Here is a 15,283-nt window from a genome sequence, read left to right on the forward strand (position 1 = left end):
GGTGGATTAAAAGAGAACCTTGATGCCTTCTTGACTGGCTGTGTAGACGCGGGAGATACGCCCCTGCTCATCAGTCATGCCCTGTGCGAGGACGTTGCCTTTGGCGTCCTCAACGACATAGGGGTGATGGGGCAGAATCTCCTGCGTCTCCTTGTTCCGCAGCACGAATTGCTCGTCATAGGGCGGCTTCCCTTTGGGTAGGGTGTTGTTGACCTGAGCTCCCGCCGGACCCATGAGGTTGTGGTTGGCACCCTTGAAAGTCACCATGCCGGGTGCGTGCAGCTCAATCGTCCCGTTCGTCACCTTGATTTGAGCGCCGGCGGCGTTAAGCAGAACGTGCCGCTTGGCCTCAACGGTAGCGCTCGCCTGGGTCGACGCGAAGGTGACCTGCTTCTCGGCTGCGAATGCTGCGCCACCGGTGCTCGCCGTCAAACCAACTTTGCCGGTTGCAGCGTGCAGAGCGATGCCTGGCGTCGCATCAGACGTCTGGCCAACCGCCTTCCCATGAGCAAACAGACTGATGCCTTCCGTTGAGGCCATGGCCAGGTTGCCGCCTGCGGCGACGTTGGCATCCTGTTTGGCGACGGCCGTGAACTGTGTTGTGGCAACCAGAACAGCGTCTGCTGGTGTGGTGGCCAGGATGCCCTTCGGGGCCGACACCTGCAGGTGCGGCTGGCTGTATGCGACAGCGCTGGCTTCTTGGCCACCGGTCTCGGCGTGACGCAAGACCTCGGTGGTGTGCCGAAGCTGTGCGAGCGCCGGAAGGTCCTTCGCGGAAGTTTCATCAGGCAGCCCCGCTTTTTGCTTCCGCGCAGCATCGGCCAAGGACTCCGCGAGGTCACTGCTGGCCTCGATTTGATTGGCAGCATCCTCGCTATCCAGGAATGAGGCGCCGACATCTGCAGAGTGCGCGCTCAACAACAGTCCAGAGCCGGCGCGCACGCTGCCGCTGTCATCCGTTTCGAGGGCTGCGCCGTGGCCCAGGTCACCTTCGCGAGCGTTGTCCTTCTGGGCCTTGTGGTGGCCGAGCGTGAGTGCGCTCGCCGCTTGCGTCGTGGCAAGCTGAGTGCGACTCTGGCCGGCCGTGTCGTCGAACAGTAACTGGTTATGGCCGCCAGTGCCGTCTTGGCTGTTGCTCAGCGCCTGGGTCTTGATGCCCGACAGCACCGCATTGTGCGCATACGGGCCTTGGCTCTGGGCGTTCCCGGCAAACCAAGCTGGCGCGTTACCTGTGGCACCTGCTGCACCGGCCTGGTTCTGGTTGTACTGGGCATCGGTCTGGCCACTGCCGTTATAGGCGGCGCCCACGACAACCGGCCGGTCGATGTCCCCATACGGGAATTCGAGGAGCACTTCCTGACCCACGCGGGGTAAGGCGACACTGCCCCAGTTTGGACCGGCAACCGGCGCGGCAACGCGCACCCAGCAGCCAAGGCTGGCGTCTGCACGGGCGTTGTCCTCGCCGGCGGGGTGCGCCTGTCGGCTCACAGAGCGTGCGCCGCGCTGCCAATGGAATTGAATCTTGATGCGATGGTCGCGGTCGGTGTGGACGGGACCACCGGAGCCAACTACGAGCGCGGTCTGGGTGCCAACTACCGTTGGGCGCGGATGCAATTGCCGACCGTGCTCGTCCTGCAACTGAGGCCGGTACGGCACCTTGGATGAGATGACGGTGAACCGGTTGCGGTAGAACGCCTGGTTCTGTGTATCGGCGCGTGCATTCCCACCAAACGCTTCAACCAGAACCCGAGCAAAGCGCTCATTGAAATTGTTGCGTGCCTGATGGATGACAACCAGCGCAACGAATCGCTCGGTGTCGTCATGCCCATAGTGGTCGACGAGCGAGAAGGTCGTTGCCGGCGCTAGAGTCCGTACCGTGCCTTCACCGTCCGTCTGCGCATTGCGAACTTCGATGGACTCCAGCACGAGGCGTGCGGTGCGCTCGGCCTGCTTGCTGTCTTCGAACCAGTATTGACCCGGGTAGTCGGTGTCCTGCAAGGTGATTTGCTGGCCGCCATCCTGAGGCGACCCGAGCTCAGCTTTGCGGACGGTGTTGGCACGGTAGTCGGCGCTCGAGAGCGACACAGCATTGGTTTGCCAGCGAGCAACCTCTGCCCAGCGGTCGATGACGTCTTCGTTCGCTGTGGCATCAGACCTGCCAAAGCGGATGGAGGTCTGAGCGTTGTCGGTGAAGACCTCATTGGCGTCCGCTATGACCATGCGGTGCACGCCCAGTGATTCACCATCAGCCGCCTCGTGCTCGAAGTAGTAGAACAACCCCTCTTCGGCCAACAGCCGGGTGACGAAATCGAAGTCGCTTTCTTCGTACTGCGTGATGACGCTGCGACGGGTATAGACCGAAGCATCGCGCAGCGACCAGCGCCACGCCGGTACCAGTCGACCCTGGCCACTGTAGTCGCCGAACACGCTGTCGATGACCTCAATGACCGACATGTCCTGGAATAGGAAACTGTCCTGGCGATAGCGCAAGAACGCCAGCCAGGGTTCGATTACGAGTCGGTAACGTGCCAGACCGCCGTTGGCACCGACCTGTTCGAAACGGGTGACGTGGCCATGGAAGGGGCGCAACGCGCTGCGGCTCAGCTGCGTCAGCAGGTCCAACCGGACGGCTTGGCCCAACAGCTTGGAGGCGTCGAGGTTCGCGTCGTCCGACAGCGCAGTCAGTTCCAGGCGGAAACCGCCGTTATCCAGGCGCTCCGTCGCGTTCAAGCGCTCGGGCAACAATGCACTCGGTCCCAGCGGAGTTTCCAAACGCAGCAGCCGATTGACTTGCGTGAAGCTCTCGCGCAGCAAGCTCGCGAGCTCGGTCATCGAGACCATGTTGTCCCCAACAGTGTTGAATCTGCTGGGCTACGTACGGTCGTTGAAGGCCCGAAAACTGGCCCAGCACAAGATTTTTGCGCTGCAAATACTAGAGGATTGATGTGTCGCCAACATCCCTATTAAGGCTGTTTCGTATTGAACGTTTTGAAGACCTGTGTTGCAAAAAATCACAGGACGGCCATTCTTCTATCTCGAACGCGCCGACCATGTTGTCGGACACATCGCCACCGCGTTTGATTTTGGTTTGCCTGCCATCGTAGTCGCCACCGAACTCACGCACTTTGCAATTGATGGCGATAGTGCAGTGGGTGATGTCTTCGAGTTCCATGGTGCCTCCGGGGTCGAAGTTCACGACTCTCTTGTTGTCATCGGTCTATGTAATAGAGTTGACCGCGTGTGCACCTTCGTCAGCCGGCCAGCGCGAGCTCTCGTGGAAACGCGCGTTGCATTTCGTCGAGTGCAAACTTAAGGGGTTGCGGATAGCTACGCATCATCCAAGTGGGACTCACCTCGACCGGCTCTGCCGCAATGAAATTCGCTGGACCAGGTTCCTTCTTACGCACGGGCTTTTGGTACCGCAGGCGAAGAAACCTGAAATCCGGTGCCGCGTGAATCCACAGGTCTGCGAGAGTCCGGTATCGCCCGTCAAATCGAAACCGGAGCCACTCAGTTCGAAATGCCGCCGCCTTCCCAGTCGGTGGTGGGAAGTCACAGGTCGACAGGAAGACGTATGGAAGGTGCCACTCCGCAAGGTGCCGCTGTTCCCAGAAACGTGTGCGGTCCGCTGCTTTCAGGAAGTCGATGAGGGTGAAAATATTGGCAAACGAGGCAATCTCACGCACATATCCCCAGTGGTTCCGCCAGCGCTTGAAGAACGCCTCTCGCAATGCCGCCCCGGCAGCGGGGTCGGTATCCTTCGGCGGAAGCAGTGCGTATCGCTCGCCACCCTCTGTCTTTATGGGGCAGTAAGTACCCAGACTGGGGTCATGCCCCCAGGTCCGCACAGCAGTCGCGCTGTTTTCCGCAACAGTATGCAGAGCGACGCCGCAAGCCAAGCAGTGCAGAACTGGGCGAACGCGAAGACCGGCACGAGCGTCACGCTTCGGACCATACAAGTCTTTGAACTGGTCTACGGTTAGGTTGCGACCCGAGCGAGGGTCATGTGCGTATTCCAAAGTCTTTCCTTTCGCTGTTCGTCGAAATTATGTTGCGTACACGGACCACCGCACGCGCGCCTCTTCTTCGTGCCCGAACGGCAGAGCCCCACGGGGCACGCCAGCTTGTTAGTTCCAGAGTTTCCAGAATGGCGTACTCAACATACCGTTGTGGGATAGGTGGCAGCATGCCTTCGCATTCCCTCAGGCGCTGCCATCCGTTCTACGCTGGACCCACAACGTGATGCCAAAAATCCCAGCACAGAAAATCGCCAAGGCCCCGAAGAGCTTGTAATTCACCCAGACCTCCAGCGGCGCTGTAAAGGCGACGATAAGGTTCAGGGCAGCAAGCCCCACGAATAACACCGAGAGCGCGACAACACAGCGATGCCATTGTGGGGCCGACAGGCTCAATCGCTTGCCCCAAATAGCTCGAACGAGGTTTACCCGAAGACCGAGCCAGCCGATAAGAAGCGCAAGTGCAAACGCGCCGTAAATGAGTGTTGGCTTCAGTAGGATGTACTTTTCATGTCGATGAAAGACGTCGGCGCCCGTGGCGCCAATTAGAACCAGGATGGCCAGCGACACGATTAGCTGAAGAGTAACGGTTCGCCATAGGAGGCCAAAGAAAAGGGTCAAAGTACGCACGCGCATCTCCAGCATTAGATGCGCCAATTGTCGACTAACGCCGCACGACTGTCGAACGACCTTGCCCCTCCCAAATAGGGGGTGGTCCCAGTGGATGGTGCATTAGTCGGTAATCGTCCAAAATGGCTCATCCCATGCGTCTTGAGTACCCTGCCGGTTGTTGGTCAAATACGCATCCTGTGGTGCCAACGAGCTGCTCCGGCCGCGATGGCAAATACGTAATGCATTTGAGGTAACACATGTCCCCTTCGCCGCGTGAGCTGTTGCATCGATTGTTTGTCTACATCGAAGAGCAACTCAAAGATGTAGACCCACGGGCGTTTCACGTTGGGAAATCGGCCCTTCCGCGGCTCTTTCCCAAGGACCTCGCCAACTTGCCAGGCGTGTCCTTCGATGTCCAGGAAGAAGGTGACCACGTATGGATGAAGGTCGACCGTCTGGAGGAAATCGCGCCGCCGGAGCCCGACTTTGAAAAATTCGGAAAGGTCTTCCGAGTTGACGCGGACCCTAACGGAAAGCCACCACAGCTCGACGAAGGCGCTCTGACGAGCTGGATTCAAAGAGCCAAGAAAGAGGTACCAGACCTAGAGCACCCTGCGCTGGAGGAGCGCATCCGTTCAGAAGCGGAGGTTGCCCTAGTCGCCTATATCAACCAATGGCAGGAGTGGGCCGCGCGCGAGAAACCCCGGCGCAAGACCATCTACCTATACGGCGACCTATTTGCCCTGCGGCACCAGTTGCATGCCGAGCAGACAGCGAACCCTGTCGAATTCGTCTGGGGCCTGGGCGTGGCAAGTTGGAAACTCAGCTACGAAGGGAAACCTTTCGATTTCCACTACCCGTTGTTGACCCAACCGCTTGAAATCTCCCTGGACACAGAATCTATGTCCTTGGAGGTGCGCCCGCGCGCCACTGAGCCGGGTTGTGAAATGGATGGGTTCGTCGCGTGCGGCACGCATGGCGCTTCCGAGTGCGAAAAAGCGATGCTTGAGCATCTCTCCCAGCATAAGGAGACGCCGGTATCGCCTTTCTCTCCATCGAGCTACGCCGATGTACTCAAACTGGTTGCCCGCAATCTGGACAGCAAGGGCACCTATGTGGAAGTGCTTGCCCGCGGCCAAGACGCGCCCGCCGCAGGGGAACAGTTGGTGGTCACGGACTCATGGGTCGTCTTCACGCGCCCGAAGTCGAGCAACTACCTAGTTGCCGATTTGAAGAACATCCGCGGCCAGTTGGAAGCAGGCTGCGAGATTCCCGATGGCCCGCTAGCGCTGGTGACGCCGCCATCGGATATTTCCCTCGAATACGAGGCAGTAAACTTCCGCGGCCTTTCTGGCCGTGGTGCCAGCGGCAGTAATGGGGGCGGCGAAACCAAGGAGCTGTACTTCCCGCTGCCGTACAACCAGGAGCAGGTCACCATCGTGCAGCGCCTAGAACGCGCCGCCGGCGTGACGGTGCAAGGGCCGCCGGGCACGGGCAAGACTCACACTATCGCGAACATTATTTGCCACTATCTCGCTACGGGAAAGCGGGTTCTGGTGACGTCCAAGGGTGAGCCAGCCCTGGAAGTGTTGCAAGGGAAGATTCCCAAGGAGGTCCAGCCGTTGACGGTCGCCCTGCTGGCAGGAGACCGAGATGGTATCCGCCAGTTCCAGGCCTCAATCGAGGCCATCCAGCATCAGGTATCCCAGCTCAATCCGGAAGCGACGCGCGATGAAATTGACCGGCTTCATCGGGCAATTGACCGCACGCACCATGAGCTGGTGAACATTGACCGCCGCGTCGATGAAATCGCTATGCAGCAGTTGGCCGAGACCCCTGTCGATGGAGCGAGCTACAGGGCGGAAGAACTGGCCCAACTCGTCGTCAAAGGTGCGCCTCAATATGCTTGGTTCGACGACGAATTGTCGCTGGACGCGCAGCACGCGCCCCCTCTATCTACTGAGGAGGGCGTCCGCCTGCGCGAAGACCGGCGGAATTTGGGAGAGGACCTCGCCTATTTGGCTGCGGAACTCCCAAGCCCGGATGAGCTGCCTCAGCCAGCCAATGTTGCTCAGTTGCACACGCTGCTGTGCAAGCTAAAGTCGCTCGATGAGGCGACTCAGTCGGGCCAACTTCCACCGCTTCGAGCTCTGACTCCCGAGGTATTGCAGTCCGCGCGCACCTTGCTCGCCCAGCTTGGAGACGCTCAGGCAGAGCTGAAAGCGCTAGCGGACGTGGAAACCGATTGGCCAGAAGCGCTTCGCCGCAAGTGTGCGCAACCCTCGTATGCCACCGAGGTCGATGCGCTGGTGGCGCTATTCGATGATGCGACTCGTCTCGTCGAAGCGCGCTCGGCCTTTATGAAGCGGCCCGTAGATTTCCCCTCGGAAGCTCTGGCCCATCCCAAGACAGTCGAAGCCGTCGGGCGCGCTGCTGCAACCGGCAAACCATTCGGCTTTATGGCCATTGGCGCCGGTGAGGCAAAGGACCATGTTGCCAAAGTCAAGGTAAATGGCCTAACACCAGCCTCCAGCGACGACTGGCAGCATGTTCAGTCCTACCTGAAACTGCATGAGCAGGTCTTGTCGTTCTCCAGCCGGTGGAATCCAGTCGCGGAAGTCCTTGAGCTTCCAAGCCTGCTGGGCGGGGTCGCTCAGCTGCGCATGCTAGAGCGGGTCACCGTTGCTGCCAAGAAAGCGCACAACCTGGCGACCAAGTTCGATGCGATGCTGCACCGTGCCGGCGAGGCCGTGTTTGCCCGAGCGCCCGCAAATCTGGCGTGTGGAAGCCATGATGACTATGAAGTTGTGCGTGGTTACCTCATTCAGCACCTGACGCGAGCGGAACTGGCAGAAGCTTCCGTCGCCTTCAGCCAACTGCACGAGCGGCTGGCCGGCAAGAGTGGGCCCATCACACAGAGGCTGCGGGACTTCGTCGACCAGTCGCTGGGCAATTCGACGAAGGAAAGTGCCCGAGTCGCTGCCGATTACACCGAGCTCATGGTGGAACTGCGCCGAGTGTGCGGACTGGCACCCGTCATTGGCCGGGTGAAGGAGTTTGCTGCGCGGCTCTACTCGGCTGGCGGCGTAAACATCGCTGGAAGAGTGTCGCACGTGCCAGTGGCCAATGGGGCCGAGGATTCGGCTTTTCCGGCCTCCTGGAGAGAGGCTTGGAACTGGGCCCGTATGCGCTCCCATCTCGACAAGATTGAAGCACGCAAAGAGCTAGTGGAGCTCAACGCGCGGCGCACCGACCTCGAAGCGGCACTGGCGCAGATGTATAAGGAGGTCGTGGGCAAGGCTGCTTGGCTTGCGACAAAAAACAATGCCAGCCCAAAGGTCCTGCAAGCGCTCGCTGGCTACGCGACGGCCATTCGGCGCATCGGTAAGGGGACGGGGCCGAACGCTGTGCGCTACCGGAGAGACGCTCAACAGTCGATGCTGGATGCCGCGGGCGCAGTGCCGTGCTGGATTATGAGCCACGCCAAGATTTCGGAGTCGATGCCACCGGACATCGGCGCCTTCGACTTAGTCATAGTCGACGAGGCCTCACAGTCGGACCTGTGGGCGCTGCCGGCTATCGTGCGTGCGAAGAAAATTCTGGTGGTAGGCGACGACAAGCAAGTCTCACCGGATGGGAGCTTCGTCTCCAGCGCTGAGATTGACGAATTGCGTACGCGCTTCCTTGGCGACCAACCATATGGTCAGGATATGACTCCGGAAAAATCCCTCTATGACTTGGCCGCCCGGGTTTTCGCTGCCGACCAAGTCATGCTGCGCGAGCATTTCCGCTGTGTGCCGCCCATCATCGCGTACTCCAACCAGTTCTATAAGGGTGCCATCCAGCCGTTGCGTATCCCTCTGGCGTCTGAACGCCTCGACCCACCGCTCATCGACATCCATGTGCCGGGCGGCATGCGGGACAGGCACGACTGCAACCGACTAGAGGCAGAGGCTATCGCCGCGGAAATCAGCGCCATCTTGGAGGATGACCGCTACGCAGGACGCACTATTGGCGTGGTATCGCTCTTGGGAATGGAGCAGGCCAAGTACATCGACACTTTGGTGCGGGAGCGGTGTTCCGCCTCGGAGTTACTACGTTGCGAGTTTGATTGCGGGGATGCACGCACCTTCCAGGGCAGCGAACGCGACATCATGTTCTTATCCATGGTGGCCGACCCTGAGCGCTGCCACCCCCTCTCTGGCAATGCATACGACCAGCGCTTCAACGTGGCAGCCAGTCGCGCGCGTGACCGCATGTATCTGGTTCGCTCCGTCACCGCCGAGCAGGTTTCGGACAAGGACATCCGCATGACCTTGCTCGAGCACTTCAGCAAGCCAAAGGTCACGCTAGACGTCGACGCCCAGGATGGCCTCATCAAGCTGTGTGAATCTGGATTTGAGCGGGAGGTATTCACGATGCTCGTCCAGCGTGGCTACCGCGTCATCCCTCAGGTGAAGAGTGGGGCGTACAGGTTGGATATGGTGGTGGAAGGTGCCAATGACGCGCGCCTCGCGGTGGAATGTGACGGAGATGCGTACCACGGGGCTGACCGATGGCAGAGTGACATGAACCGCCAGCGCATTCTCGAGCGCGCGGGCTGGACGTTCTGGCGATGCTTTGCCTCGACCTGGTGCTTACGCAAAAACGAGGTCTTCGAGGAGTTGGTCGAGCGGTTGACAGCGATGGGTATCGAGCCCATTGGCGCAGTAGCTGCGCTGCCCCACCTGGTGGAATCTCGAACATGGATGCCGCCAGCTGTCGGAACAACGCCAGACGCGATTGATGGCGTTGTTGAGGCTGCCATTGCCGCAGCCAAGGTAAGTGTCTTGGAGCAGCAACAATAAAGGCGAGGCGCGGGAAGTGCCGTTTCACGCCGCGTGCATTGCGGCGGCGGTACCTCTCAACAAGTCGCAGAGGGTAAACGGAGAAGGTCTTGAGATTCATTCATGCGGCAGACATACATCTCGACAGTCCCCTCGTCGGACTGAGTTCTTATCAGGACGCCCCGGCAGACCTCCTGCGAGGGGCAACGCGCGCCGCGTTTACCAAGCTGGTCAGTGAGGCCATTGAGCTACAAGTCGACTTCATGATTATTGCAGGCGACTTATACGACGGACCGTGGAAAGACCACAACACAGGCATCTACTTTTCCAAGGAAATGGGGCGCCTGAAAAAAGCGAGTATCCCGGTGTATCTCCTCTACGGCAATCACGACGCCGAAAGCGAGATGACCAAGCAACTGCAGCTACCGGACAACGTCTACGGATTCGTGACCAGGAAGTGTTCGACCTTCCGCATTGAGCATCTCAAGGTGGCGTTGCACGGTCGAAGCTTCAAAGACGCGGCGACGTATGAAAATCTGGTCACGACCTATCCGGCGCCTGAACCCGGCATGTTCAACATTGGGGTACTGCATACGGCGCTTGAAGGCAATACGGTGCACGCCCCCTATGCGCCCTGTAGTTTGGATGAGTTGCATGCCAAGGGCTACGACTACTGGGCCCTAGGTCATGTGCACGAGCATCGGGTCTGGGAGGGACCTTCGACCGTCGTGTTTCCTGGCAATCTCCAGGGTCGGCATATTCGGGAAACGGGGGCCAAGGGTGCTGTCCTGGTGAGCGTGGATAACGCAGGCCTGCGAACGCTTGAACGCCTGTATGTTGACGTTTTACGCTGGCACGACCTAGTCGTCGATGTCTCAGCATGCGAATCCCTGGCCGCCGCTGTCCGAACTGTCGAGCGCGAGTTGACCCAATTTCTGAATGACGCCAGCGGCAGCCTGACCTATGCCATGAGGGTGACGTTGATTGGCGAATCGGCAGCGCACGGAGACCTGTTCGGGGAAGAGGCTCAACTCCGCCAGGAAGTGCTGGGGGTCGCTGCAGCGCTGGCGCCCGACCGGCTGTGGATTGAAAAAGTACGAGTTCGGACCGCCATGAAAGATGACGGGCAGACCATTAGGGCGCGACACGATGCACTGTCTGACCTTAGTGAATTGCTGGCGACTGCCGAGGGCGACGAAGATTTCTTGAAGGCACTTCAGGAGGAGCTGCTTGGCCTGGTAACCAAGTCGCCGCCTGAGCTGCAACAGATGATTGCTTACTTTCCCGAAATCAGAGACGGGAATCTGAGCGCACTGGTCAATGAGGCGCGGGCAGGTCTGCTGGCCCATCTTGAGAAGACGGAATAACGGCTATGCGATTCCAGCGACTCGACCTGCTCAAATTCGGCAAATTCTCCGACCGGTCTCTTGAGTTTCCCGGCTCAACAACTGATTTTCATCTTGTCGTCGGTCCGAACGAGGCCGGCAAATCGACTCTGAGAGCGGCGATTCTCGACCTGCTCTTTGGCATTCCGGTGCGCTCACCGCATGGGTTTTTGCATCCATTGAATGAGCTCAGACTGGGTGCGTCCGTCAGTAATGGCAAGACGTCACTGGACTTCGTCCGAATCAAGGCTCAACGGCAGACACTTAGAACCCCCGCAAACGGCGCCTTGCCGGATTTGGCGCTAGAGCCATTCCTGGGCAGTATTGACCGCGATTTCTTTGACCACATGTTCGGGCTTGACCACCTCCGACTGGTTGAAGGCGGCAATGACATCCTGAATGCTGAGAGTGACATCGGCCGAATCCTGTTCCAATCAGCCGCAGGGGTGGCGAGCCTCGGAACAGTCCGAGACCAACTGGCCGCAGAAGCCGACAAGCTTTGGGCGCCGCGAAAATCGGCTGAACGCGCTTACTATGCCGCCGCTGACCAGCTTGACTCGGCAAATAGCGCTCTCAAGAAAGCTTCGGTCCGCACGAAGGTCTGGGCCGACGCAAACAGCGCTGTCGAGACGTTACGGGCATCTCTGGAGGCAGCGCGGGCCAGTTGGCGCGAACTCGATATGCGTCGAGCGCGGCTTGAGCGTGTGCGTCGACTGGCGCCACTTGTTGACGCGCTCGGTCAGAACGATGCTGCCCTGGAACTTCTGAAAGAAGCGACCGACCTGCCGGAAGACGCGGCTCAAGCACTGAACCAGGCAGAAAGCGACATCGCTCGCGCTGAAGCTGTGCTGAAGATTCGCAAAGGCGAGGTGGCCGCCGCCAGGGAATCGCTGTCGGCGATTTTCGTGGATGAATCCCTGTTGAGCGCTGAGCAGCGTATTGCCGCACTTGAGACACGACGCGGCCGGTACGAGCCATACGCACGGGACATCGAACGACGAAAAAGCGAAATCCAGGGGCTTCAGGCGGAGGTTCGTCGTGCGTGCCTTCAGTTGAAGTGGACCTACGATTCCGAAGAGGACTTGCTGCTCAAGCTGCCGTCGTTGTTGATTCGCCGCAAGCTCGGAGACCTTGCCAGGAAAGCCAGCGGGATTGAACAATCCCTCAAGGCAGCGGACTCCTCTGAGCGGACAAAGAAAGCCGATATTGAATCGCTTCAAGCCCAGTTGGACGGTTTGTCCGAGGTCAAGGTAACTGCGGGTCTGCGGGCGGCTTTGCGCAAGGCACAATCCCTGGGCGACCCCGCACAGGTTCAGGAAAAGCAACGCATCTTGGTCGAAAGAGCCGAGGCCGGGCTTGAGACGGCTATGCGAGCCCTAGGCGTTTGGCGTATGGACATCGAGCTCCTGTCAAAGCTCCAGTTCCCCTCCGGCGAAGCTCTCGCACGCCGACTGCGGGAACGGCAGAGTCTCGAGGCGCAGGTCGACTCCCTGTCCAAGGACCTGTCGGAACAGATTTCTGCTGTCGGGGAAGCCGTGCTTCGGGTCAATCAGTTCACGGAGCTGAAGCATCCGACCACCTATGCAATGGTGGAGCAGGCACGAGCTGAGCGGGATGAGAAGTGGGCATCCGTCAAACAGCGGACGGACGATTTTGAGACTGATGCGAAACAGTTCGAATCGGCGATGCAGGACGCGGATGTGCTCGCAGATACGCACTTGAGTAACGTCGAAGATGTGACCGAACTTCAATCGCACAAAGATGAGCTCGAAAGACAGCAACATATCCGAACCCGACTTGAGGAGCAGCTAGAAGCTGCCAAAGGACAGCTGGACAGATTCTCTTCCGAATGGACTGCGCTGACCGTGGCAGCGGGACTCGACGGTCTGCCGCTCGATGATGCTTTAGATTGGATTCGCAAAAAGGACGTCGTACTTGAGCGCGGCCACTCGCTTCTTGAAGCCCAGAAGGACTCTCAGTTCGCGTTGAATGTCCTAGCGGATGCGACTCAGGAACTGCGCACCGTCCTTGAGGAGAACGGGGTTGCTCCGGGGAGCGCTGAGAACTTGAGCGCGCTGTGCATTCAAGCCGAGCATCTTATTTCTGAAGCGGATGGCGTCAAAGGGCGTCGAGACACGCTGAATGGTCAACTGGTCACGGCCCGCCAAGTCTACGTGGCGCTCCAAGATGACTTGGTCGAAGCCAGAAAGGAGGCAGCCTCGTGGGCTGAGGACTGGGCTTCCACGCTGTCGAATGCCGGACTGGACGCTGCCTACGATACCGGGACTGTCGAAGGTGCCCTGGAACTGATTGGCGAAATCGAGGAAAAGGCTCGCAAGGTGTGCCAGATTCAGGCCGAGCGCATCGATACGATGAAGGCAGACCTCGCCTTGTTTGCCGAGGGTGTTGAAGCATTGTGCGGCGCTATTGCCGCGCCCCTAAACGGCCAAGAGCCTGCGGAGGCGGTGCAACGACTTGTCATCAAGGTGCGACTGGCCAATCAAGCGCGAGATGAACAAGAGCGGCTAACTACAGCGCTGAGAGTGGCGGAGCAGCAGGTCGCGGAGTTGGAGACGTCCAAGCAACAAGCAGAAGCCGTCATTGAGCCTTTGAAGGCGCGGGCGGGCGTATCCACTCGCGAGGCCTTGGCTGAATGCATTGCCAAATCCGATGAAAAGCGTCGATTGCTGGCGGAAGACGCTCGACTAAGGCGCGAACTGATAACGGGCGGAGATGGCCAGTCGAGACAGGACATCGAGGCTGAGATTGCAGTGGCCAACTTGCCGGAGATTGCCACGGATATTGCCGCGCTGTCCGGGGACCTCACGACCGTCGTCGAGCGTCAGGGAACGCTATCCGCTGAACTGGCAACCGCAGAGGCCACATTGACGGCCATCGGCGGCTCGGATGCTGCGGCGCAGGCAGAGGGCCAGCGGCAAGAGGCTTTGTCGAAGATGGCTGATGCGGCCGAGCGCTACGTGAAAGTGTGCACAGCTACCCGATTGTTGCGCTGGTCCATTGACCGCTATCGCCAGGAAAAGCAAGGCCCGATGCTGGCTAAGGCCAGTGCAATATTTAAGGAACTGACTCAGGGTTCCTTTGAGCGCTTGGTCGTGGACTTCGACAAGCAACCCATGGTGCTGGAGGGGCGTCGGCCCGACGGCAAGCATGTTGGCATCTCGGGCATGAGCGACGGCACCCGCGACCAGCTATATCTGGCACTACGTTTGGCCGCTTTGGAAATTCGCCTGGAGCAGGCGTCCAAGCTGCCGTTCATTGCAGACGACCTGTTCATCAATTATGACGACGCGCGGTCGGCTGCGGGTCTGCGGGCAATGGCCTCCCTTGCCAAGCAGACCCAGGTGATTTTCCTGACCCACCACCATCACATGGAAGCACTCGCGCGCGAGACATTGGGCGATGCCATCAATGTCGTGCACCTGTAATCAGCGAACTATTATCGACCGACGAATGGAGCTAGCAATGTCGCAGCCCATCAAAGCGTAGTGCTACTCGGACCAGACCGCATCGACGTCCCGCAACAGGTGCCCACCCAAAATGTAGTCGCCCAGCTTTGTGGCCTTGACCTCGAGCTGTTCCAGTTGACCAGCGGGCAATAGGTCTAGGTCGAACTGGCAGTAGAGATTGCGTTGCCGGAACGACGGCTTCGCGCGCGCAAGGCCAGCAACGAGGGCGGCAGGCGATTTGACCGCGATGCTCTCGTGGCCTCGGAACTCGACACGAACGCCAACTGCTCGGCCGAGCCGTCCTAACTCAACTGCGTCTTGCCATCCCGATTCGTAGTCCAGCTCGACGGCTGCGACACCGCCCGAACCGACCAACCGTAGCGCTTCCTCCTTGCTACCGGCACGCGCGAGAGTTGTCGCTATCGGGGCGGTGCGCGGGGTTCGCGAGGGCATGCGTACCACCTGTGTCGTTTGCATCATGGATGGTCTGAAAGAGAGAGTTGGGAGTCGCTTTGCGAGATGTCGTCAGCACTCAGCTGGGGCTTGCTGGAGTCGCATCCTTCACATCGAGGCAACTCTCATTGACGAGATGTTTTCGACTACGGATACTGTACAAATATACAGTATTTCGGGCCATGATAGCACGTGACTTTTCCGCCTCCGCAACTCACCGCAAGAAGCTTTCTTCGGCGGCGCTTCGTGCTATATGGCAGAGCAACCCGACGTCAGAAGCGCGCGATTTGCTTTGGGAAATCTATCGCCTACAGGACATCGCCCGACAGGCGTACAGCATTCTCACGCTGGCTCGCATATGCGGCATCGATAAGCCGTTCCTAACGAGATTGAATGCGCTGGATTCCGCCCTGTTTGCCGAGCCCGCCGTATGGGAGCGACCGCTGAGTTGGTCGACGGAAGAAGAACAGGTGTTGAAGCGGTTGTCGCGCAGCCGGCGGTAGCGTGGCCGTCCAAACTCGGTC

8 protein-coding genes are annotated in these 15,283 nt (G+C 59.4%); 4 read left to right on the plus strand and 4 right to left on the minus strand.

The window, feature by feature from the left end:
* Window positions 1-6: 6 nt before the first annotated feature.
* The 3 genes from ACS13N_RS21610 to ACS13N_RS21620 form a co-directional block, all read right to left on the minus strand.
* A complete protein-coding gene (locus ACS13N_RS21610; RefSeq protein ID WP_438933649.1) occupies window positions 7-2,841 on the minus strand; it encodes a type VI secretion system Vgr family protein in 2,835 nt (944 codons plus the stop codon).
* A gap of 91 nt (window positions 2,842-2,932) precedes the next feature.
* Entirely contained in the window at window positions 2,933-3,172 is a 240-nt protein-coding gene (locus ACS13N_RS21615; protein WP_370407232.1) for a hypothetical protein, read from the minus strand.
* 1,030 nt (window positions 3,173-4,202) lie between these two features.
* Window positions 4,203-4,646 carry a septation protein IspZ gene (locus ACS13N_RS21620; protein ID WP_438933650.1) on the minus strand — a complete coding sequence of 148 codons (444 nt, stop codon included), beginning with the start codon at window positions 4,644-4,646 and terminating at the stop codon, window positions 4,203-4,205.
* A 239-nt stretch (window positions 4,647-4,885) separates the two neighbouring features.
* On the opposite strand from ACS13N_RS21620, the gene ACS13N_RS21625 reads away from it, so the two are divergent.
* The 3 genes from ACS13N_RS21625 (at window position 4,886) to ACS13N_RS21635 (ending at window position 14,285) form a co-directional block, all read left to right on the plus strand.
* Complete coding sequence (locus ACS13N_RS21625; protein WP_438933651.1) at window positions 4,886-9,475, plus strand: AAA domain-containing protein; 4,590 nt, start codon at window positions 4,886-4,888, stop codon at window positions 9,473-9,475.
* 89 nt (window positions 9,476-9,564) lie between these two features.
* Entirely contained in the window at window positions 9,565-10,821 is a 1,257-nt protein-coding gene (locus ACS13N_RS21630; protein ID WP_438933652.1) for a metallophosphoesterase family protein, read from the plus strand.
* A 5-nt stretch (window positions 10,822-10,826) separates the two neighbouring features.
* Complete coding sequence (locus ACS13N_RS21635; protein ID WP_438933653.1) at window positions 10,827-14,285, plus strand: AAA family ATPase; 3,459 nt, start codon at window positions 10,827-10,829, stop codon at window positions 14,283-14,285.
* A gap of 63 nt (window positions 14,286-14,348) precedes the next feature.
* Here the strand turns inward: ACS13N_RS21635 and ACS13N_RS21640 are convergent, their stop codons facing one another.
* Window positions 14,349-14,759, minus strand: a complete 411-nt coding sequence (locus ACS13N_RS21640) for a PHA-granule associated protein 4 (RefSeq protein ID WP_370407237.1) — start codon at window positions 14,757-14,759, stop codon at window positions 14,349-14,351.
* 182 nt (window positions 14,760-14,941) lie between these two features.
* On the opposite strand from ACS13N_RS21640, the gene ACS13N_RS21645 reads away from it, so the two are divergent.
* The gene (locus ACS13N_RS21645) at window positions 14,942-15,262 is read left to right on the plus strand and encodes a hypothetical protein (RefSeq protein ID WP_438933654.1); all 321 of its coding nucleotides are present in this window, start codon (window positions 14,942-14,944) and stop codon (window positions 15,260-15,262) included.
* Window positions 15,263-15,283: the final 21 nt, after the last annotated feature.

It is taken from the genome of Ralstonia sp. 24A2 (assembly GCF_051783885.1).
In the GTDB taxonomy this organism is placed as follows: Bacteria; Pseudomonadota; Gammaproteobacteria; order Burkholderiales; family Burkholderiaceae; genus Ralstonia.